This window comes from Streptosporangium oxazolinicum, from assembly GCF_039537505.1.
GTDB classification, from domain to species: Bacteria; Actinomycetota; Actinomycetes; order Streptosporangiales; family Streptosporangiaceae; genus Streptosporangium; species Streptosporangium oxazolinicum.
In genome coordinates this window covers 60,376-80,730 of the sequence record NZ_BAABAQ010000003.1, presented here as the reverse complement: position 1 = coordinate 80,730, position 20,355 = coordinate 60,376, and the positions used below count along the sequence as shown (strand labels likewise).

Here is a 20,355-nt window from a genome sequence, read left to right as displayed (position 1 = left end):
TACGCCGTCACATGAGTGTTTCAGCCTAGCGATCTCTTGCCGCTCGCCAGCAGTCGCAACAGCGGCACGTCCACTTTTTCCAGGCTGTCCACGGTCAGCACGTCCTCCGCCACCGGATCGCCGGAGACCGACACCACCCGGCACCCCGCCGCGCGGGCCGCCGCGAGCCCGGTCGGGCTGTCCTCCACGGCCACGCAGTCGGCGGGGTCCAGGCCCAGCCCGGCGGCCGCCCGCAGGTACGGGTCCGGCAGCGGCTTGCCGCGCGCGGTGTCCTCGGCGGCCAGCACCAGCGCGAACCGCTCCGCCCCGACGCCGCGCAGCACCATGTCCACGATGAGCCGGGGCGAGGCGCTGACCAGTGCCGTGGGCACGCCCTCCGCCTTCAGGTCGTCCAGCAGCCGGATCGCGCCGGGCAGCGGTGTCACCCCGCCGGAGACCCACCCGGCGAAGGACTCGGTGAGCCGCGCCCCGACCTCCGCCACGCCGGGCGCGCCGGGCGGCAGGTGTCGTACGAGGTAGCCGGCCGCGTCCTCGACCAGGCGGCCGAGGACGTGGCCGGCGTCGGCCTCCGTCAGTTCCAGGCCCAGCTCGGCGGCGACCGCCACGCACGCCTGCCACCACATTCCCTCGGTGTCGACGAGCGTGCCGTCCATGTCGAACAGGACGGCCCCGAGCTCACCCGACACCCGCGACGTCCTCCGACTCGGCGGGCGTCACGGACCCTGCGGACCCTGCGGGCTCCCCGGGCTCCGTGAGGACGGGCGCGGGGGCGGTGCGCGCCGCGACGAGCACGGGCCGCTGCACGAGGGCGACGTCCACCCGCGTGCCCGGCGCGAGGCGTACCGCGTCGTGTCCCGGCACGTCGCTGAGGACCTCCAGCTCGCCCACCTTCACCCGCAGCCGCGCGGTGGAGCCGCGGAAGGACGACGCCACGATCGTGGCCCTCCCGTCGGGGGAGGGCGTGACCAGCACGGCCTCCGGGCGTACCAGTACGTCGACGTCGGGCGAGGACGGCAGGGGGCCGTCCACCGGCATGAGCTCCCCCATGACGGTGACCTCCTGGCCGGACAGGCGGCCGGGGACGTGGTTCATCGCGCCGACGAACTCCGCCACGAACGGGGTCGCGGGCCGGTCGTAGACCTCGGCCGGAGGGCCGCACTGCTCCAGCCGCCCGGCGCGCAGCACCGCGACCTTGTCGGCGACCGACAGGGCCTCCTCCTGGTCGTGGGTGACGAAGATGGTGGTGATGCCCAGTTCGAGCTGGAGCCGCCGGATCTCCTCGCGCAGCGAGACGCGGACCTTGGCGTCCAGCGCGGACAGCGGCTCGTCGAGCAGCAGTACGCGCGGCTCCAGCGCCAGCGCCCTGGCCAGGGCGACGCGCTGCTGCTGGCCGCCGGACAGCTCGTGCGGGTAGCGCTGGGCGTGCGTCGGCAGGCCGACCAGCTCCAGCAACTCGTCCGCGCGCGCGTGCCGTTTGGCGGTCGGCACCTTGCGCACCCGCAGCCCGAAGGCCACGTTGTCTCTGGCGTTGAGGTTGGGGAACAGGCTGTAGGACTGGAAGACCATGCCCGCGTCGCGGCGGTTGGCGGGGACCCGGGTGATGTCCTTGCCGTCCACGAGCACCGCCCCGGCGTCGGGGTGCTCGAAACCGGCGACGCAGCGCAGCGCCGTGGTCTTCCCACAGCCGGAGGGGCCGAGCAGGGCCATCAGCTCGCCCTGTTCGACGGTGAGGTCCAGGCCGTCCAGGGCCACCGTACGGCCGAACGCGCGGCGCAGCCCCCGGAACTCGACGGTCATCGACGTTTCCTTCCCGCACCCGAGAGGGTGAGCAGCAGCAGCCAGATGAGGAGCAGGCTGATGATCGACAGGGCGACGGAGAGCTGCCCGTCGTTCCCGGAGATGGTGACGATCCAGACGGGGAACGTCTCGTAGCCGAGCAGGGCGGCGACGGTGTACTCGCCGAGCACCAGCGCGAGGGTGAGGAACGAGGCGCTCGCGATGGAGGAGCGGATATTGGGGATGATCACCCGGAACAGCACGTACGGCCACGAGGCGCCCAGGTTGCGGGCCGCCTCCACCAGCGTCCGCACGTCGATCGCGCGCAGCCCGGCGTCCAGCGACCGGTAGGCGAACGGCAGCGTCAGCATCACGTACGCGAGCACGAGGACGAACGGGAACCTCTCGTCCTGGATGGCGATGAGCGTCGCCCAGAACGGGGTGGCGGCCAGCGCGTCGACGCCGTCGCGCAGCGCCGTGCTGATGCCGACCACGTAGGTGATCGGCGGTACGACCAGCGGGAGCGTGGAGAGCAGCTCCAGCACCGGCCGCAGCCGGGGCGCGCCGAGCCGTACGGCCAGCATCGCCGGGAGGGTGAGCAGCAGCACCGCGACGATGGTCGCGGCGGCGAGCGCGAGGGAGAGCAGCAGGCTGGGCAGGAAACCGGGCGCCGACAGGATCCGCCCGTAGGCGGCGAGCGAGAAGCCCCGGCCCTCCGAGTAGACGGTGAACCAGAAGGACACCGCCATCGGCACGACGAAGTAGAGCGCCGCGACGACCAGCACGATCCCCCGCCAGGCCCGCCGCCGCCCGGGGCGGGCGGTGGCGGCGGGGCCCGGGGTGACGTCGGGCAGCGTGGCTACCGCAACCATCGGGAGCTCCTCTTCTGCAGCGGCAGGTAGACCGCCATCACCAGCAGCGCGACGACGATCATGTCGAGGCTCAGCGCGAGCGCGACGTTCTCGTACCCGATGAGGACGTCCCCGGTGAGCGCCTCGGCGATCTGCAGGGTGACCAGCGGGACCGTGCTGCCGACCATGGCGTAGGCGGTGGCGTAGGCGGCGAACGCGCCGCCGAACAGCAGGACGAGGCCGCCGAGCAGGGCCGGGGTCAGCACCGGGATGCCGACGTAGCGCCAGAACTGCCAGGTGGTGGCGCCGTTGTTCTGCGCCGCCTCCCGCCACTGCGGGCGCAGGCCGTCCAGCGCCGGGGTCACGACGAGCACCATCAGCGGCACCGAGAAGTACATGTAGACCAGGGCCAGGCCCCAGAAGTTGTACAGCACCCCCGGGCCGAGGCCCAGCGCGGTGGTGATCACCCCCGAGTTGCCCAGGGTGGCGATCCAGATGAAGGCGAGCGGTACGCCGCCGAAGTTGGACAGCACGCCGGAGAAGGTCAGCACGGCCTCGCGCAGCGCCGTGAACCGGGAGGTGATCACGGCCTGGGCGAGGAACGTCCCGGCGACCGCGGCGGCGACCGCCACCACGGCCGACAGCTGGACACTGCTGAGCAGGGCGTTCAGGTAGGGCCCCTGGAGGCTCCTGGCCATGTTCGCGGTGCCGAAGGAGGACACCTTGGTCGCCGGGTCCTTGACGGTGAACGCCCCGGCCAGCAGCGTGAGCGCCGGGATCCCGAAGGCCACCGCGGTCACGACCAGCAGTGGCAGGGCTCCCAGCCAGTTCCTGGATCGAGGACGGCCGCCGCGCGGGGCGGCGGCCGTGACAGCCGGGACCGTCATCCCGAGACCGCGGCGCCCCAGCCTCCGGCCAGGACCTCCTTGGCCTTGTTGACCTGCTCCTCCGTCGGGAAGGTGGGCTCACCCTCGACCGGCGGGAGGTTGGCCTCCGCGGCGGCGTCGACCGTGCCGTCGGCCTTCATCGCGGGCAGCAGCACCGGGCGGGCGAAGCCGCCGAGGTAGAGGTTCTGGCCCTCTGGGCTGTAGAGGAACTCCTGCCACAGGCGCGCGGCGGCCGGGTGCGGGGCGTCCTTGTTGATGGCCTGGGCGTAGAGCTGGAAGTACTTGCCGTCGCTGGGGATGACGGTCTTCCAGTCGAGGCCCTTCTCCGCCATCTTGGGGGCGTAGGCGGCGTTGTTGTAGTCCCAGTCGATGCTGATCTGGGTCTCGCCCTTCTCGATGGTGGCCGGGGTGGTCTCCACGGGGTTGAAGTTCCCGGCCTCCTTCAGCTTCTTGAAGAAGTCCAGGCCGGGCTGGATGTCGTCGAAGGAGCCGCCGTTGGCGAGGGCCGCCGCGTACACGCCCGCGAAGGCCGAGCCCGACTTGGTCGGGTTGCCGTTCATGGCGACCTTGCCCTTGTACTCGGGCTTGAGCAGGTCGGCGTAGGTCTCCGGGCACTTGGCGATCTTCTTGGCGTCGCAGCCGATGGAGACGTAGCCGCCGTAGTCGTTGAACCAGAGGCCACTCGCCTCCTTCTGGTTCTCGGGGATCTTGTCCCAGGTCTCGACCTTGTACGGCGCGAACAGGCCCTCGGCGGCACCGCTGATCGCGAAGGACTGGCCGAGGTCGAGCACGTCCGGGGCGCGGTCCTGGCCCTTGCGGGTCTTCACCGCGTTGATCTCGTCGGCGCTGGCGGCGTCGGGGGTCTCGCTCTCGATCTCGATGCCGTACTTCGCCGTGAAGGTCTCGATGATCTTGCCGTAATTGGCCCAGTCGGGCGGGAGGGCGATGACGTGGAGCTTGCCCTCCTTCTTGGCGGCCTCGACGAGCTTGTCCAGCCCGCCGAAGTCGGCCGCGGAGGTGGCGGTCCTGGCGTCCACTCCGGCCGAGGAGCCTCCGTCGGAGGCGCCCGCCGACGGTGCCGCCGTGGTGGGGGCGGCTCCGCACGCCGTGGCGCCCACCAGGAGGAAGGCCGCCAGGCCTGCGAAGCGAACTCGGGATGCGATCACTGTGTCTCCCAAGGGGGTGTCGCGCAATATTTCACGAAATTAGACGAACTTGTACAAACAAGCTAGACCTCCTGTGTCGTGAATCAGTTGCTGTTTGGTGAACGGGTGAAGTACGGCGGTGAAATGCGCGGACCCGGGCTATGTGTGGCTTTGACGTTTGTTTAGGGTGGGGCTGAGCCGGACGCCAGGTGTGCGCAGCGAGGGATTCCGCCGACGCGCGCCGGGCCCGGACGCGAGAGAGCGGCGTGAGAGGCGAGGCGAGATTGCGCGGTCACCGGGTGTTCGCGGATACGTGGGAAAGGGCCCTGAGGGTCGCGGGCGCACCGGATGGGACGCGGGTGTTCGCGGGGTGTCCGGAGAGGGTGCGGGTGGTCGCGAGAGTGCGGGTGTTCGCGGGGTGTCCGGAGAGGGTGCGGGTGTTCGCGGGGGGCCTGGAGAGGGTGCGGGTGGTCGCGGGGTGTCCGGAGGCGAGGGCGCGGGTGTTCGCGGGTCGTCCGGAGGGGACGTGGACGGGCGCGCGGGGAGGGGCTCTCGCGTTCGCGGGCGCACCCGAGGGGACGCGGAGGTGACGGCCAGGTACATGGGCATCGCGGAGGAGCTGCGCGACGCGATCATGCGAGGCGAGTATCCCGTGGGCGCCCAGCTGCCCTCCGAGGCCGAACTGGCCACCCGCTTCGCGGCCTCGCGCGGCACGGTCCGCCAGGCGGTCGCCGTACTCGCCACCGAGGGCCTGGTCGGGTCCCGGCAGGGGGCCAGGCGCATCGTGCTCGGCCGCGAGCGCAGCCAGAGCTTCGCCGAGTTGCACAGCTTCGCCCAGTGGGCGCGGGCGATGGGCTACCGGGTCAGCGGGCAGGTGCTGCAGCAGCGCCGCAGGGGCGCCGGGGCCACCGAGGCCGTACGGCTCGCGCTCCAGCCGGGCGAGCCGGTGCTCTCCGTGCTGCGGCTGCGCTCCCTGGAGGGCGAGCCGGTGATGCTGGAGCGCACGGTCTACGCCGGATGGATCGCCCCGGCCGTCGAGCGCATCGAACCCGGCTGCGAGTCGGTCACCCAGGCCCTCTACGAGAGCGTCGGCCTCGTCTTCGCCTACGGCGAGCACCTCATCGACGCGGTGGCCGCGGGCGTCCAGGACTCCAAACTGCTGGCCGTGCGCAGGGGCAGCCCGCTGCTGCGCCAGCGCCGGGTCACCACCACCCACGAGGGACGGCCCGTCGAGTGGTCCGACGACCGCTACCGCGCGGGCAGCGTGACCTTCAGCATCCGCAACTCGGTGGACGCCAACCCGCTCGTACGGCAGATGGGTGACTTGCGCCCGGCCCCGTGAGAACGTATGTTCGACACGCCAGACCCGTCTTCCCCCGGGTGCTCATCCGAAAGCCGCGGGAGAAGAAGCGTCTTGAGCAGACTTTACGGCGACCCCATCGAGGTGTGGATTCGCGACGGGCAGCCCATCCAGTTCGTCTGGCGCGACCGCCTCCACACCGTCCGCCGGGTCCTCGACCACTGGGTCGTCGCGCGGGAGTGGTGGAAGATCTCCGACAGCGATCCCGGCGAGCGCCGGTTCTGGCGGGCCGAGGCCGCCTCGGGCGGCCGGATCGGCACCTACGAGCTCAGGTTCGACACCGCGGGCGAAGGCTGGCTGCTGATCAGGGCATGGGACTGACGCCCCGCCGACGGGCTCCGGCCGAGCTGAAAGGCCGCGCCTCGCGGACGGGTGGCCGATGGGCGGCCGACACCCCGCTCCGGCGTGCCTCGCACCGGGCGGGGCGGCCTTCGCTCACTGCCCGGCGGGGTGGACCTCCTGGGACCGGTCCTGCCCGGAGGGCTCCGGCGAAGGCGTCTCGGGGGAGGGAGACGGGGGGTTCCCGGCGAGCGGGTGCGGGACCGGCTCCGCCGGGGGCGGCGGGAGGTGACGCTCCACCTTGATCTGCCGCCGGTGCCGGGAACCCGCGGCCTGGATCCCGGTGATCTGCCGTACGGTCATCGCGCACAGCAGGGAGGCGACCGCGACGGCGATCAGCTCGGGCGGCCCGAAACCGGTCAGGTTCGTGCCCCCCTGGGACGTCCCCGGCCACAGCCGTGCCAGCACCAGGGTGAACGCGACCAGCCAGCTCAGCCACCAAGCGGTGAGCAGCGCGACCCAGTGGAGACGGCGGTCCAGCGGCGGACGGGAGGCCCACCACAGCCGGTCGGCCAGCACGGCGGGCGCGACCAGGTTGACCCCCGGCACGAACCAGCTCACCAGCACCGGCGCCACCGCGGGCCGGTCGGCGCCCTGCCGGGCGCGGAGCAGCCAGTTCAGGTACGCGGCGACGACGGCGATCGCGGTCGCGGCGAAGAACATGATCAGGATGGCGAAGACGGTGACCGCGCCGAAGACCGCGTCGGCGCCGGGGGCGTGGGGGTCGCCGTCGAGCCCGGCTATCTCCAGGACGAGGCGCCGCCCACGGACCTGTTCGAACACCACCAGGGCGGCGGTCGCGATCACCAGTGTGGTGAGAGTGACATAGACGGCCGAAGCCGACCTTTGAAGAGATGGGATAGAGCGCATGTATATCTCCCCCCGCCATGCGCCGAGGACCTGCCCTTTTTCTATCCCGTCAGCTCTTCCGCTAATCAGCCTAGATGTCCCGCTCAGCCGACGATGCCGGACTCCCACGCCCACGCGGCGATCTCCACCCGGTTTCTGGCGCCCAGCTTCGTCTGGATGCTCCCCAGGTGCGTCTTCACGGTCGACAGCGAGACGAACAACTCGGCGGCGACCTCCTGGTTGGTCCGCCCCCTGGCCACCAGGCGCACGACGTCCAGCTCGCGCTCGGTGAGGGGCTCACTGGGCGGCCGGACGCCACCGGCCCGAGGGTGGGACAGGTGTTCGAGCAGGCGTACGGTCACCGACGGCGACACCAGCGCGTCCCCGGCCGCCGCGGCCCGGATCGCCTCGATGAGCAGCGTCGGCCCGCTGTCCTTGAGCAGGAAGCCGGTCGCCCCGGCGCGCAGCGCCCCGTAGACGTACTCGTCGAGGTCGAAGGTGGTGACGATGACCACCCTCATCGGGTCGGGCACCCCCGGCCCCGCGAGGACGCGGGTGGCCTCCAGGCCGTCCAGCTTGGGCATCCGGATGTCGAGCAGGCACACGTCCGGCCGTAGCCGTCGCGCCAGCTCGACGGCCTCGGCCCCGTTGGCGGCCGTCGCCAGGACCTCCATGTCCTCCTGGGCGTCCAGAATCATCTGGAACCCGGTTCGTACGAGTTCCTGGTCGTCGGCGATGAGCACCCGAATCGTCACCTGATGGATTGTGCCAGCCCGGAGGCGGGTGCGGATCGGGCATCCGGCCGATGTACCGGCGAACGTGGCGGATCGTCCTTTCGGCCGACTCCGCCCGGGACCGGGGAGACGATCGGCCGATCCGCCGCCGCGCCCTCGCGCGGGAGAGTCCTCGGCATGAATGTTGTTCTTGAGGGATCCGGGCTGGTCAAGCGCTTCGGAACGACCGTGGCGCTGGGCGGTGTCGGGCTGGCGGTCCACGCGGGTGAGGCCGTGGCGATCATGGGGCCGAGCGGGTCGGGGAAATCGACGCTGCTCCATTGCCTGGCCGGGATCATGAAGCCGGACGCGGGCGAGGTGCACCTGCTCGGCGAGCGCGTCGACACGCTGGGGGAGCGGAAGCGCAGCGCCCTGCGCCGCACGCGTTTCGGCTTCGTGTTCCAGTTCGGCCAGCTCCTGCCCGAGCTTCCCTCGGACGAGAACGTCGCGCTGCCGCTCATGCTCGGCGGTGTTCCCCGGGCGGACGCGGTGCGGCGGGCCCACGACTGGTTCGGCCCGCTCGGTCTGAGCGGGATGGAGGGGCGCCGCCCAGGGGAGCTCTCCGGCGGCCAGGCGCAGCGGGTGGCGATCGCCCGCGCGCTGGTCACCCGCCCCGCGGTCGTCTTCGCCGACGAGCCGACGGGGGCGCTCGACCAGAACACCGGCCACGACACGATGCGCCTGCTGGCCCACGCCACCCGGGACAACGGGGCCTCGCTGGTCGTCGTCACCCACGATCCCCAGGTGGCCCGCTGGTGCGACCGCGTGGTCGAGGTCCGCGACGGCCACCTTCTGCCCGGCCCCGGCACGGGGGATCCGCGCGAGGGCGTGCGGGAGCGGGGCGGCCCCGAGACGGTCCGGGCGTTTCCCGGGATGAGCGGATGAGCGGGCTGCTCGGCCTGAGCTGGCGGCTGCTGCGCGGCGGGGGTCGCCGAGGTCTGCTGGGGGCGGGGCTGACCGCGGGGGCGGTGGCGGTCTCCACCGCGCTGCTGCTCTTCGCCGTCGTGGCCAACCTCGGCTTCCAGAGCAGGGGCGAGCGGGAGGCGTGGCGCAACCCGGTCCCGGCCGCGAGCGGGGCCGTGGCGATCGAGGCCGTCCGCACGGACTACGTGCGCGACCGGTGGATCACGGTCGTGGATCTCGCCGCGCTCGGGCCGAGGGCACCCCGGCCGCCCGGCCTGGACCGCTTCCCCGCCCCCGGAGAGGTGTGGTTCTCCCCGGCGATGGCCGAACTCGCCGGAGAACTCCCGGCGGACCAACTCGCCGCCCGCTTTCCGGGCAGGCGCGGCGGGACGATCGGCGACGAGGCGCTCGTGTACCCGGGAGAGCTGGTCGTGGTACGCGGGCAGGCCCCGGGCTCACCGGTGATGAGAGCCACCACGTCGGACGACTGGCGCGGCGGCGCCGTACCGACGAGGATCTCCGGTTTCGCGGGGAGGACGACGGACGGCGCGCAGGGCTACAGCGCGCTCGGGCTGATCGCGAGCGTGCTCATGGTCGTCCCGCTGCTGGTGTTCGGCGGCGCCGCGGCCCGCCTGACCGTGGCCCGCAGGGACCAGCGCCTGGCCGCGCTCCGGCTGGTCGGCGCGTCTCCCGGCCAGGTGGTCGCCATGACCGTCGCCGAGGCGGTGATCACCGCGTTCGGTGGCGCGGTGCTGGGAACGGCGCTGTACGGACTGCTCGTCCCGCTGCTGGCCCGGATCGAGATCAGGGGAGGCCCCTGGTTCCCCTCCGACGTGTGGCCGGGGGTGCTGCCCACGCTCGCCGTCCTGGTGGCCGTGCCGCTGCTCGTCGGGGCGTCGGCCGTGGTCGGCCTGCGCCGCGTGGTGGTCGGCCCGCTCGGTGTCGCCAAGCGGGAGACCCCTCCGGCGATGCGCTTCGTCAGGGTCGTCGCGCTGCTCGTCGCCCTGGTGGCGGTTCCCACGCTCAGCTCCGGTGCCGGGGTGGGGGTGATCGCCGCGGTCATCGGCGGCGCCTTCCTGTGCGTCAACCTCGCGGGCCCGTGGGTGGTCGGGATGATCGGCCGGATCACCGTCCGGGCGGCCAGGGGCCCGGCCCGCCTGCTGGCCGGGCGCCGGTTGATCGACGACCCCAGGTCCGCCTGGCGGACGGTGAGCGGCGTGGCCATGACGGGGTTCGTGGCCGGGTTCATCGGTTTCCTCGCCCCGGGCGACGTCGTGTTCGACGGCACGCGGGCGGAACTGCGCCTGGCCGTGCCCTCCGCGCGGGCGGCCGAGATCACCGCCGAGGCCCGCGAGCGCCTGTCCGCGGCGGGCGTCCGGGCGGTGGTCGAACCCGTGGGGAGGAGCGGCCGTGCGGGAAGGGGCGACAAGGTGATCGCCATCACCGTGGGCCGCGCCGCCCCCGGTTCCGCGGGCTCCGGGTCCGAGGGGCCGGTGGACGCGGCGGCCGTCGACCGGGCGCGTACCGCCCTGGAGGGGCTGGTGCCCGGACACGGGGCGACCTCGGGCGCCGACGACGATCGGCTCACCGCCCAGATCCTCGACGACGTCGGCACCGGCACGATCATCGTGCTCGCGGTCTCGTTCCTGGTGGCGATCGCCAGTGCCGGGATCACCGCGGCCTCCTCGGTCCTCGACCGCAGGCAGACCTACGCGCTGCTCCGCCTGGCCGGTACGCCACTGGAGGTCCTGGACGCGGCCCGCAGGGCGGAGACCCTCATCCCGCTGGCGGTCATGGGAGGCGGCACCATCGCGGTCGGCGTCTTCTGCGCCCTGCCGTTCGCCGCCGTCGCGATGAACGTCACGGGCGCGGTCATCCTGCTGGTCTGCGTCGTGCTCGGGTTCGCCGGGGTGATCGGCGCGGGGGCGGCGAGCGCCCCGCTCCTGCGTTCCGTCACCGCCGACCCGGCCCCACGGCCGGACTGAGAACCGGGGGCGGGTCAGCCCAGGACCAGGTCCCTGAGGGTCCTCAGGGAGGTCTCGTCGCGGGGGCCCATGACCAGGAGGTTGCTCACCGGGCTCTTCCGCCAGAGCTCCAGGCGCTCGCGGACGCGATCGGCCGGGCCGACCAGGGAGATGCCGTCGGCGAGCTCGTCGGGGATCGCGTTGAACGCCTCGTCCCTGCGTCCGGCCAGGTAGAGGGCCTGGATCTCCTCGGCGGCCTCGGCGTAGCCCATCCTGCCGATGATGTCGGCGTGGAAGTTGTGGCTCTTGGCCCCCATGCCGCCGATGTAGAGGGTGAGCATCATCTTCACCCCGTCCAGCGCCGCCCTGACGTCGTCGGTGATCACGGTTATGACCATGGCGGCGATGTCGAAGCCGGGACCGGCGCCGGAGAGGGAGGGGCCGTACATCCGCTCGATCTTCTCGGGGAACACGAAGAGCGGCAGCCAGCCGTCGGCGATCTCGGCGGCGAGCGCGACGTTCTTCGGGCCCTCCGCGCCGAGGTAGAGGGGGATCTCGGCGCGGAGCGGGCGGGTGATCAGCTTCAGCGGCTTGCCGAGGTTCGCGCCTCCGGGGTAGGGGAGGGGGTAGTGCTCGCCGTCGCTGGTCACCGGCTCCTCGCGGCGCCACACCTTGCGCATGATCTCGACGTACTCGCGGGTGCGGGCGAGCGGCCTGGGGAACGGCGTTCCGTACCAGCCCTCGACAACCTGGGGCCCCGACGCGCCGATGCCGAGCAGCAGCCGCCCGCCGGTGAGATGATCCAGGGTCATCGCGGTCATCGCCGTCGCCGCCGGGGTCCTGGCCGAGATCTGCGCCACGGAGGTGCCCAGTTTGATGCGGGACGTCCGCGCGCCGTACCAGGCCAGGGGGGTGAAGGCGTCGCTACCGTAGGCTTCCGCGGTCCAGACGGACTCGTACCCCAGCCGTTCCGCGGTCTGGACGAGTTCGGTGGCGTCGTCGGCGGTCCGCTGCCAGTAGCCGAGGTTCAGGCCGAGCTTCAGGTCGGTGCTCACGGTGGTCTCCTCGCGACGTGACGCCGGACGGACCCCGTAATTAGAACACGTTCTATATTGGTCGGTCGAGTGTGAGGTGTCGAAATTCGGTCTCCCGGGAAGCGTGCACTTGTGCTCAACGCCGCTCGCAAACTCCTCTCCCTGATGTCGCTCCTCGCCCTCGCCGCCATGGGAACGATCCCGGCGGTGGCGCACGCGGCGGGACGGCCCAACATCGTGCTGGTCCTCGTCGACGACCTGGACGCGGGTGATCTGCAGAAATTTCCCAACATCTGGAGCCTGCTCGCCCAGGGCGGCACCGGCTTCGACCGGTTCTTCGTCCCGAACTCCTGGTGCTGCCCCTCGCGCGCGTCGATCATGCGATGCCAGTACGTGCACAGCCACGGCGTGCTGACCAACACCGCTCCCGAGGGAGGCTTCACCAAGTACTACACGTCCGGTCTGGAACGCTCCAACATCGCCACCTGGATGAAGTCGGCCGGATACCGCACCGGACTGATGGGCAAATACCTCAACCACTATCCCGGCGGCGCCACCTCCGCCACCCACGTGCCTCCGGGCTGGGACGAGTGGGACGTGCCGGTGCGCAGGCTGTACGAGGAGTACGGCTACACGCTCAACGAGAACGGCATGTTGCGCGACTACGGCTTCGCGCCGCAGGACTATCTGACCGACGTGCTCAGCGCGAAGGCCAGGGCGTTCGTCTCCCAGCCCAGCCAGGATCCGTTCTTCCTCTACCTCGCCCCGGTCGCCCCGCACAACCCGGCCAACTACGCCCCCCGGCACGAGGCCGCCTTCGCCGGGGTGGTGGCCCCGCGCACCCCGTCCTTCAACCAGGCGGACGTCAGCGCCGAGCCCCTCTGGCTCAGGTCGCTCCCGCCGCTCGACGCCTCGAAGATCCGCAGAATCGACCGGCACTACCGGGACCGGCTCCGGGCGATGCTCGGCGTGGACGACATGGTGGGTGCCCTCGTCGAGTCCCTCAGGGCCTCCGGCAAGCTGGATGAAACGTATATCTTTTTCTCCTCCGATAACGGGTTCCACCTGGGGCAGCACCGGCTCGCCCATGGCAAGACCACGCCCTTCGACGAGTCGGTCAGGGTGCCGCTGCTGGTCAGGGGGCCGGGTGTGCAGGCGGGCCGCGCCATCGGCGACGTGGCCGCGAGCGTGGACCTGGCCCCGACGTTCGCCCAGCTCGCCGGGGCCACGCTCCCCGACTTCGCCGAGGGGCGCTCCCTGCTGCCGCTCCTGCGGGGGGAGAAGCCGCTCTCGTGGCGCCAGAACGTGCTGCTGGAGTTCTACCGCCCGACCAGTCCGAGCTCGGCCCGCCAGACCCCGGTCCCGGCCTACCAGGGGATGCGGACCGCCCAGAGCACCTTCGTCCGTTACTCCACCGGCGAGTACCAGCTCTACGACCTCACCAGGGATCCCTACCAGCTCCACAACCTCGCCGCTGAGACCCCGCTCCCCGTGATCGCCGAGTTCAACCGGCAACTCGACGCCCTGGTCTCCTGCTCGGGCGCCGCCTGCCGCTCAGCCGATTCGGTCAGACCGCCCCTGCTGCCCTTCAAGCCCCTCGTGGTCCTCAGCCCGTGGGGAACGTGAGATGCCGGGATAGGCCCGCCGCAGGTGGTCCTCGACGGCGGCCGACGCCTCCGCCGCGTCCCCGGCGGCGATGGCCCGGTGGATCCGGCGGTGGTCGGCCATGAGCCCGGACGTGTCGCCCAGGCGCTCGACCGCCTCGACCGCGTAGCGGCGGAGCGAGTCGCGCAGGGAGAGCATCATGGCGGTGGTCAGCCTGTTGCCCGACGCCTCGGCGATGGCCACGTGGAAGGCCGTGTCGTACTCGACGAACTCCTCGGCCGTCGCCGTGGCGTCCATGCGCTCCAGTGCGGAGGTGAGCGCGGACAGGTCGGCCCCGTGGACGGCGGCGTGCGAGACCGACCACTTCTCGATCATCAGCCGGGCGTCGACGACCTCCTCCAGCGACAGGTTCGACAGCCCGAGGTGGAGCCTGAGCAGGTCGCTCAGGGCCTCCGCGGGCCTGGAGATGAGGAAGGCCCCCGCGTCCGGACCCCGTCCTACCTGCGATGACACCACTCCCAGCGTCTCCAGCACCCGCATCGCCTCGCGTACCGACGACCGGCTCACCCGCAACTGCTCGGCGAGTTGCCGCTCGCCGGGCAGGCGGTCGCCGACCCTGAGTCCGTCGTCCGCGATGCGCCGTTCGATCTGAGCGATCACGTCCTCGAACGCCCGGGTGCGCCGGACCGGTTGCCAACCGCTCAAGAGGACCTCCTCTTGTGGGGAAATGTGGTCAGACCATACTATGGTCGGACCATTGAAAGGAAGGAGTGCCGTGCGCGTCGCCCTCTTCATCACCTGCGTGAACGACACACTGTTTCCCGGCACCGGGCAGGCGGTCGTCACGCTGCTGCGCCGCCTCGGATGTGACGTCGAGTTCCCGCGGGCGCAGACCTGCTGCGGCCAGATGCACGTCAACACGGGCTATCCCGAGGAGGGCAGGCGGCTCGCGCGGCACTTCGTGGACGTCTTCGCCGGGTACGACGCGGTCGTCGCGCCGTCGGGATCGTGCGCCGCGATGGTCCGCGAGCAGTACCCTCGGCTCGCCCGCACCCCCGCCATGACCGGATCGGGGAGCCCGGGAGGTCTCGTCCCCGGGGCCGCCGAGGAGGGCACGTCCGGCTCCTTCGCCGCCGAGGTGGCCGAGCTGGTGCCCAGGGTCTACGACCTCTCCGAGTTCCTCGTCGACGTCCTCGGCGTCACCGACGTGGGCGCCTACTTCCCGCACCGGGTGACCTACCACCCGACCTGCCACTCGATGCGCATCCTGCGGGTGGGCGACCGGCCCACCCGCCTGCTGGAGCAGGTCAGGGGGCTGGAGCTGGTCCCGCTCCCCGGGGCCGACGAGTGCTGCGGCTTCGGCGGCACCTTCGCGGTGAAGAACCCGGCGATCTCCGCGGCCATGTGCGCCGACAAGGTGCACAACGTCGCGACCACCGGCGCCGAGGTGCTGTGCGCCGCCGACAACTCCTGCCTGATGCACATCGGCGGCACCCTGAGGCGCCAGCGCACCGGTGTGCGGATCATGCACCTCGCCGAGATCCTCGCCGCCACGGAGGCCACCCGATGAGCGTCCCGGCTGTTGACGAGAGGACTGTCGGCGGGCGGGCCGTCGGCGAGCAGGCCGTCGGCGGGCGGATCGTCGGCGAGAGGACTCATGAGAGGACGGCCCACCGGTGAGCGGCACGTTCCTGGGCATGCCCGCCTTCCCTGCGAACGCCGCGGCCGCCGTGCAGGACTCGCAGCTCAGATACAACCTCCGCAAGGCCACCCACACGATCCGCGGCAAGCGGGCCTCCGTGGTCGGCGAGCTGCCCGACTGGGCCGAGCTCCGCAGGGCGGGCAAGGAGATCAAGGACCACACCCTGCGCAACCTGGAGCGCTACCTCCTCCGCATGGAGGAGGCCGTCACCGCGGCGGGCGGCCACGTCCACTGGGCGGCCGACGCCGAAGAGGCCAACAGGATCGTCGCCGACCTGGTCAAGGCCACCGGCGAGACCAGCGTGGTCAAGGTCAAGTCGATGGCCACCCAGGAGATCGGCCTCAACGAGGCCCTCCTGGAGGAGGGCATCACCGCGTACGAGACCGACCTGGCCGAGCTGATCGTCCAGCTCGGTGACGACTGGCCCTCGCACATCCTGGTCCCGGCGATCCACCGCAACCGCTCGGAGATCCGCGAGATCTTCCAGGACAAGATGGCCGACTGGGGCCGCGCGGCGCCCGAGGACCTGTCCGACGAGCCCCGCGCCCTCGCCGAGGCCGCCAGGCTCCACCTGCGCGAGCGCTTCCTGTCGACCAGGGTCGCGATCTCCGGCGCCAACTTCATGATCGCTGAGACCGGCACGCTGGTGGTGCTGGAGTCCGAGGGCAACGGGCGGATGTGCCTCACCCTGCCCGAGACGCTGATCAGCGTGGTCGGCATCGAGAAGCTGCTGCCGAGCTGGCGGGACCTGGAGGTCTTCCTCCAGCTGCTGCCCAGGAGCTCCACCGGTGAGCGGATGAACCCCTACACGTCCACCTGGACGGGCGCGGTCGAGGGCCAGGAGTTCCACCTGGTGCTGCTCGACAACGGCCGCACGAACGTGCTCGCCGACAAGGTGGGCCGCCAGGCGCTGCGCTGCATCCGCTGCTCCGCCTGCCTCAACGTCTGCCCGGTCTACGAGCGCGCCGGGGGACACGCCTACGGCTCGGTCTATCCGGGGCCGATCGGCGCCATCCTCACCCCGCAGCTGCGCGGGACGGCCACGGAGCTGGACGCGTCGCTGCCGTACGCCTCGACCCTCTGCGGTGCCTGCTTCGACGCCTGCCCGGTCGCGATCGACATCCCCGAGGTCCTGGTCCACCTGCGTGGCAAGGTCCGCCACGCCCGCGTCGAGCGGATGGGGATGCGCGCCGCCGGGTGGGTGTTCAACCGCCCCGCGCGGCTGGCGCGCGCCCAGCGGTTCGGCGGGCGCCTGCGCAGGTTCGTCCCCGGGCGCCTGCCGGGGCCGCTGTCGGGCTGGACCGACACCCGTGACATTCCCGACATTCCCCCCGAGTCCTTCCGTGACTGGTGGAACCGTACCGACGGAGGCGTCCGATGACCGCCGGAGCATCCACCCCCGGGCCCGGACCCGGGCGCCCGTCCGGCGTGAGCGGCCGGGAGCGGATCCTGTCGAGGATCCGCTCCGCCGTGGCCGGAGCCCCCGACGTCGAGATCACCCGCGCCTACCGCACGTCACCGTACCCGGCGGACCCGACGGGTACGGAGGGCGTGGTGGAGCTGCTCGCCGAGCGCGTGGCCGACTACCGGGCCGTCGTGCACGTGGTGGACGAGGCCGAGGCGGCCGCGACGATCGCGGCGGCGCTGGCCCGGCGGGGCGCCACCCGGCTGGTCGTCCCGGACGGCCTGCCGCCGGAGTGGGCACCGGACACCCCGGTCACCGACGACCCCCCGCTGAGCGCGGTGGAGCTGGACGGGGTGGACGGGGTCGTCACCGGATGCGCGGTCGCGATCGCCGAGACCGGCACCATCGTGCTGGACGCCGGTCCGGGGCAGGGACGGCGAGCGCTCACCCTGGTCCCGGACTACCACCTGTGTGTCGTGCGGTCCGGGCAGATCGTGGCCGGAGTCCCGGAGGCCCTCGGCAGGCTCGACCCCTCCAGGCCGCTGACCTGGATCAGCGGCCCCTCCGCGACCAGCGACATCGAGCTGAACCGGGTGGAGGGCGTGCACGGCCCGCGCACGCTGGAGGTCGTCATCGTCCGCTGAGCCCGGCGGTGTGCTCCCGCCCCACCGGCACCGGATGCGGTTCCCAGCCGTGCCCGCTCGGGGCCGCTCGGGGCCGCTCGGGACCGCTTGGGATGCGGCGGAGGTGCGGGCTTGCGCGGGCGGGGCCGCTGGGATGAGGTTGGGGCCACACACTCCCCGGCACATTCCCCGGCTAGGAGGGCGCGTGACCGCGTTCGCACCCGATCCGCCGATCCTGACCGGACGGCTCGTGATCCGGCCCTTCCACCCCGGCGACGCCGCCCGCGTCCGCTCGGTGATCAAGGCGCGCGACAGGTTCCTGCCGCCCGGCGCGCCCGGACATCCGTCGGGCGTCTCCCAGTGGCTCTCCCACGGCGCGCACGAGCTGCGCCGCTCCGGTCAGGGCGTGCACCTGGCCGTGGAGGCCGACGGGCTGGTCGTGGGTGCGATCAGCCTCTTCAGGACCCTCTGGGGCGCCGGGACCACCGAGGTCGGGTACGGGGTGCACCCGCTGCACCGGGGCCGGGGCTACGCCACCGAGGCCGTGCTCGGGGTGGCGCGCTGGGTGTTCGAGACCACCGCGATGCGCAGGATCGAGCTCCGCGCCGACCTGGGCAACACGGCCTCCCTCCGGGTCGCGGAGAAGGCCGGTTTCGTCAGGGAGGGCGTACTGCGCGCCGCCGAGCTGGGGGAGGACGGCCCGCGCGACATCGTGGTGTTCGGGATGCTCAGAACTGATCTGTCGTGATCCATGCGGAACTTTCGCGTCGCGGGCGACGCGCTGGAAGGCGTGCCTGGTCGGGAGAGGTGAGCGCGCGGCGCGGGGCAGGCGGGACGTGAAACACGGGCGCGGCCGTGCTGGACGTCTCCCGCGAGTCCGGCTACCGTGCCAGGGCGTGTGATCCAGACGGCCCGGCCGGTGAGGGGGCATCGCCCGCCGTCACCGACCCGATCCTCGTGGCCCGTCGATACCCGCGTGAGAAAAGACGTAATTTACCGATCCGTTACCTGTCCATGGAGTGGCGTTATCGGATATTGTCGCGAATCGCCACTGCGTAACCCCAGGTCAAGGTCATTGGAGTCCTGTTTCCATGAAACCGCCGCTGCTGCTCATCGGGCAGGGCTCGCACGACGACAATGGATCTGCTGAATTCGGTAGGTTCGTCCATCGGCTCCGTTGCCGTCTGGATCAGACGGCGGCGGACGTCTCCGGTGGCTACATCGCCAGGGCCAGACCGCGCCTCAGCGACTCCGTCGCCTCGCTGGTCGCGCGCGGGCACCACCGGATGGTGGCCCAGCCGATGAGCCTCACCGGCGACGTGTGGCTCGGCGCGGACATCCCCTCCGCGATGGCCCGCGAGCAGGAGAGGCACCCCATGCTGACCTGCGACTACGGCCGCCCCCTCGGCTCCGACCCCCGCGTCCTCGCGCTGCTCGCCGAGCGCCTGGCCGACGCGGCCGCCGAGGTCGCCAGCCTCCGGCTGGTCCCGGCCGCCGCCGGGGCGTTCGACGACGAGCCCGAGCACATCGAGATCGGCGAGACCGCCGTGGTCCTGGTCGGCGACGGCTCCACGAGTCCCGAGACGAACGCCGACGTGCACCGGGTCTCCCGCCTCTTCTGGGAGACCCACGCCCACGAGTACATGACCGTGGAGACGGCCTTCGTCTCCCTCACCCCGCCCGGCGTCCCCGGCGGCATCGAGCGCTGCCGCCGCCTCGGTGCCAAGCGTGTGATCGTCGTCCCCTACCTGTTGTTCGCCGGTGGCCTGCTCGACCGCGTCTGGGCGCAGGCGATGGCCTACGCCGCCGGTCACCCGAGCCTGGACGTCCGCTGCGCCGACGTCATCGGCGACTGCGAGGGCCTGGCCGACGTGGTCATCGAGCGCTACGAGGAGGCGCTCAGCGGCATCGCCTGGTGATCTTTCTCCAAGCCCCTGGTGCCTCGACGGCGCCTCGCCGCGCTCCCCGGCGGCCCGGTACGGCTTCTCTGCTCTTTTCCCGAAAAGTCATATCCAGGGGAGACTGATCACATGACCATGCTTGAGGAGACCATCGCGGCGATTCGTCCCGCGGACCCGGCGGCCGTCGCGGAGGCCCGAGCCCACCAGGACCGCCTGACCAAGCCCCGCGGCGCGCTGGGCGTCCTGGAGGACGTGGCGGTACGGCTGGCGGGAGCCGCGGCGGTCAGCCCGCCGCCACTCCCGGTCCCCGCGGCTCTGGCGATCTTCGCCGCCGACCACGGTGTCCACGCCAGGGGCGTGACCCCGTGGCCGCAGGAGGTCACCCCGCAGATGGTCGGCAACTTCCTCGCGGGCGGCGCCGTGGCCAACGCCTTCGCCGCCCAGGTCGGCGCCTCGGTGACGGTCGTCGACGTCGGCGTGGCCGCCGACCTCGACCCCGCGCCCGGCCTGACGATCAGCAAGGTCGCGTACGGCACGGCCGACCTGTCCCGGGGACCGGCGATGACCCCCGAGCAGGTGATCGCGGCCCTGGAGGCCGGGATGGCGACGGCCCGCGACCTCGTCGAGGGAGGCGCCCGCTGCCTGATCACCGGGGACATGGGCATCGCCAACACCACCGCCTCGGCCGCGCTGATCTGCGCGTTCACCGGGCACGACGCGGCCGCGGTGACCGGCAGGGGCACCGGTGTCGACGACGAGACCCTGGCGCGCAAGATAGAGGTGGTCCGCGAGGCCCTCCGGGCGAACGGCCTGGAGCGCGAGCGGGGCGGCACCTCGGGGACGTCCGCCCTGTCGGGGATGTCCGCCCTGGAGACGCTGGCAGCGGTCGGCGGCCTGGAGCACGCGGCGATCGCCGGGTTCGTCCTCGCCGGGGCGGCTCTTCGCGTACCGGTCATCCTGGACGGTGTCATCGCCGGGGCGGCGGCCCTGGCGGCGGCGGCGCTGGCCCCCGACGTCGCCGACCACTGCGTGGCGGGACACCGTTCGGCCGAGCCCGGCCACGCCGTCGCCCTGGATCACCTCGGGCTGCGGCCCCTGGTCGAGCTGGAACTCCGGCTCGGCGAGGGCACCGGCGGTCTGCTCGCCCACCCCCTCGTCTGCGCCGCCGTCAGGGTGATGCACGAGGTCGCGACCTTCGATTCCGCCGGTGTGACGGACAAGGAAGCCTGATCTACGGA

General features: G+C 72.1%; 20 protein-coding genes. 11 read left to right on the top strand and 9 right to left on the bottom strand.

All coding sequences use genetic code 11. From position 1 onward, the window contains the following. Positions 1-20 precede the first annotated feature (20 nt). From ABD817_RS10045 to ABD817_RS10025, 5 genes are read right to left on the bottom strand one after another with little or no spacing between them, the layout of a single operon-like run. On the bottom strand, positions 21-686 hold the full coding sequence (locus ABD817_RS10045) for an HAD family hydrolase (RefSeq protein ID WP_344917476.1): 666 nt from the start codon (positions 684-686) through the stop codon (positions 21-23). Further along, positions 676-1,797, bottom strand: a complete 1,122-nt coding sequence (locus ABD817_RS10040; RefSeq protein WP_344917474.1) for an ABC transporter ATP-binding protein — start codon at positions 1,795-1,797, stop codon at positions 676-678. Before ABD817_RS10040 ends, ABD817_RS10045 begins: the two co-directional genes overlap by 11 nt. After that, entirely contained in the window at positions 1,794-2,648 is an 855-nt protein-coding gene (locus tag ABD817_RS10035; RefSeq protein ID WP_344917472.1) for an ABC transporter permease, read from the bottom strand. Before ABD817_RS10035 ends, ABD817_RS10040 begins: the two co-directional genes overlap by 4 nt. Further along, positions 2,636-3,514, bottom strand: coding sequence for an ABC transporter permease (locus tag ABD817_RS10030; protein ID WP_344917470.1), 879 nt, complete (start codon positions 3,512-3,514; stop codon positions 2,636-2,638). The genes ABD817_RS10035 and ABD817_RS10030 overlap by 13 nt, the downstream gene beginning before the upstream one ends. Next, positions 3,511-4,680: an ABC transporter substrate-binding protein gene (locus ABD817_RS10025; protein ID WP_344917468.1), complete on the bottom strand. Its 1,170-nt coding sequence runs from the start codon at positions 4,678-4,680 to the stop codon at positions 3,511-3,513. The genes ABD817_RS10030 and ABD817_RS10025 overlap by 4 nt, the downstream gene beginning before the upstream one ends. A gap of 565 nt (positions 4,681-5,245) precedes the next feature. On the opposite strand from ABD817_RS10025, the gene ABD817_RS10020 reads away from it, so the two are divergent. Next, positions 5,246-6,001: a GntR family transcriptional regulator gene (locus ABD817_RS10020; protein ID WP_344917466.1), complete on the top strand. Its 756-nt coding sequence runs from the start codon at positions 5,246-5,248 to the stop codon at positions 5,999-6,001. A 72-nt stretch (positions 6,002-6,073) separates the two neighbouring features. Further along, positions 6,074-6,340, top strand: coding sequence for a DUF6504 family protein (locus tag ABD817_RS10015; RefSeq protein WP_344917464.1), 267 nt, complete (start codon positions 6,074-6,076; stop codon positions 6,338-6,340). A 114-nt stretch (positions 6,341-6,454) separates the two neighbouring features. Here the strand turns inward: ABD817_RS10015 and ABD817_RS10010 are convergent, their stop codons facing one another. Continuing rightward, on the bottom strand, positions 6,455-7,165 hold the full coding sequence (locus ABD817_RS10010) for a DUF4328 domain-containing protein (RefSeq protein ID WP_344917462.1): 711 nt from the start codon (positions 7,163-7,165) through the stop codon (positions 6,455-6,457). A gap of 146 nt (positions 7,166-7,311) precedes the next feature. Beyond that, positions 7,312-7,962, bottom strand: a complete 651-nt coding sequence (locus ABD817_RS10005; RefSeq protein ID WP_344917460.1) for a response regulator — start codon at positions 7,960-7,962, stop codon at positions 7,312-7,314. A gap of 156 nt (positions 7,963-8,118) precedes the next feature. Here ABD817_RS10005 and ABD817_RS10000 point away from each other — a divergent pair, with 156 nt between their 5' ends. Beyond that, positions 8,119-8,865 carry an ABC transporter ATP-binding protein gene (locus ABD817_RS10000; RefSeq protein WP_344917458.1) on the top strand — a complete coding sequence of 249 codons (747 nt, stop codon included), beginning with the start codon at positions 8,119-8,121 and terminating at the stop codon, positions 8,863-8,865. Further along, entirely contained in the window at positions 8,862-10,868 is a 2,007-nt protein-coding gene (locus ABD817_RS09995; protein ID WP_344917457.1) for an FtsX-like permease family protein, read from the top strand. Before ABD817_RS10000 ends, ABD817_RS09995 begins: the two co-directional genes overlap by 4 nt. Before the next feature lie 14 nt (positions 10,869-10,882). Here the strand turns inward: ABD817_RS09995 and ABD817_RS09990 are convergent, their stop codons facing one another. Further along, on the bottom strand, positions 10,883-11,902 hold the full coding sequence (locus ABD817_RS09990) for an LLM class F420-dependent oxidoreductase (protein WP_344917455.1): 1,020 nt from the start codon (positions 11,900-11,902) through the stop codon (positions 10,883-10,885). A 111-nt stretch (positions 11,903-12,013) separates the two neighbouring features. On the opposite strand from ABD817_RS09990, the gene ABD817_RS09985 reads away from it, so the two are divergent. Continuing rightward, positions 12,014-13,507: a sulfatase family protein gene (locus ABD817_RS09985; protein ID WP_344917453.1), complete on the top strand. Its 1,494-nt coding sequence runs from the start codon at positions 12,014-12,016 to the stop codon at positions 13,505-13,507. Here ABD817_RS09985 and ABD817_RS09980 read toward each other — a convergent pair. Then, the gene (locus tag ABD817_RS09980; RefSeq protein WP_344917451.1) at positions 13,436-14,191 is read right to left on the bottom strand and encodes a FadR/GntR family transcriptional regulator; all 756 of its coding nucleotides are present in this window, start codon (positions 14,189-14,191) and stop codon (positions 13,436-13,438) included. The genes ABD817_RS09985 and ABD817_RS09980 overlap by 72 nt on opposite strands. 70 nt (positions 14,192-14,261) lie before the next feature. Between ABD817_RS09980 and ABD817_RS09975 the strand changes: the two genes are divergently transcribed. The 6 genes from ABD817_RS09975 (at position 14,262) to cobT (ending at position 20,347) form a co-directional block, all read left to right on the top strand. Beyond that, entirely contained in the window at positions 14,262-15,056 is a 795-nt protein-coding gene (locus ABD817_RS09975) for a (Fe-S)-binding protein (protein WP_344917449.1), read from the top strand. Positions 15,057-15,162: 106 nt separating this feature from the next. Beyond that, positions 15,163-16,569: a lactate utilization protein B gene (locus tag ABD817_RS09970; RefSeq protein ID WP_344917447.1), complete on the top strand. Its 1,407-nt coding sequence runs from the start codon at positions 15,163-15,165 to the stop codon at positions 16,567-16,569. After that, a complete protein-coding gene (locus ABD817_RS09965; protein ID WP_425583305.1) occupies positions 16,566-17,237 on the top strand; it encodes a LutC/YkgG family protein in 672 nt (223 codons plus the stop codon). Before ABD817_RS09970 ends, ABD817_RS09965 begins: the two co-directional genes overlap by 4 nt. A 184-nt stretch (positions 17,238-17,421) precedes the next feature. Continuing rightward, entirely contained in the window at positions 17,422-17,964 is a 543-nt protein-coding gene (locus ABD817_RS09960; RefSeq protein WP_344917445.1) for a GNAT family N-acetyltransferase, read from the top strand. A gap of 343 nt (positions 17,965-18,307) precedes the next feature. Beyond that, positions 18,308-19,135: a sirohydrochlorin chelatase gene (locus ABD817_RS09955; RefSeq protein WP_344917443.1), complete on the top strand. Its 828-nt coding sequence runs from the start codon at positions 18,308-18,310 to the stop codon at positions 19,133-19,135. Positions 19,136-19,246: 111 nt separating this feature from the next. Continuing rightward, the gene (gene cobT / locus ABD817_RS09950) at positions 19,247-20,347 is read left to right on the top strand and encodes a nicotinate-nucleotide--dimethylbenzimidazole phosphoribosyltransferase (protein WP_344917441.1); all 1,101 of its coding nucleotides are present in this window, start codon (positions 19,247-19,249) and stop codon (positions 20,345-20,347) included. Positions 20,348-20,355: the final 8 nt, after the last annotated feature.

What these genes read in the sequence shown, in the direction of transcription:
- ABD817_RS10000 (WP_344917458.1), top strand. Translation starts at nt 8,119, where the DNA reads ATGAATGTTGTTCTTGAGGGATCCGGGCTGGTCAAGCGCTTCGGAACG.
- ABD817_RS09995 (WP_344917457.1), top strand. Translation starts at nt 8,862, where the DNA reads ATGAGCGGGCTGCTCGGCCTGAGCTGGCGGCTGCTGCGCGGCGGGGGT.
- cobT (WP_344917441.1), top strand. Translation starts at nt 19,247, where the DNA reads ATGACCATGCTTGAGGAGACCATCGCGGCGATTCGTCCCGCGGACCCG.
- ABD817_RS10035 (WP_344917472.1), bottom strand. Translation starts at nt 2,648, where the DNA reads ATGGTTGCGGTAGCCACGCTGCCCGACGTCACCCCGGGCCCCGCCGCC.
- ABD817_RS10030 (WP_344917470.1), bottom strand. Translation starts at nt 3,514, where the DNA reads ATGACGGTCCCGGCTGTCACGGCCGCCGCCCCGCGCGGCGGCCGTCCT.
- ABD817_RS09955 (WP_344917443.1), top strand. Translation starts at nt 18,308, where the DNA reads ATGAAACCGCCGCTGCTGCTCATCGGGCAGGGCTCGCACGACGACAAT.
- ABD817_RS10040 (WP_344917474.1), bottom strand. Translation starts at nt 1,797, where the DNA reads ATGACCGTCGAGTTCCGGGGGCTGCGCCGCGCGTTCGGCCGTACGGTG.
- ABD817_RS09965 (WP_425583305.1), top strand. Translation starts at nt 16,566, where the DNA reads ATGACCGCCGGAGCATCCACCCCCGGGCCCGGACCCGGGCGCCCGTCC.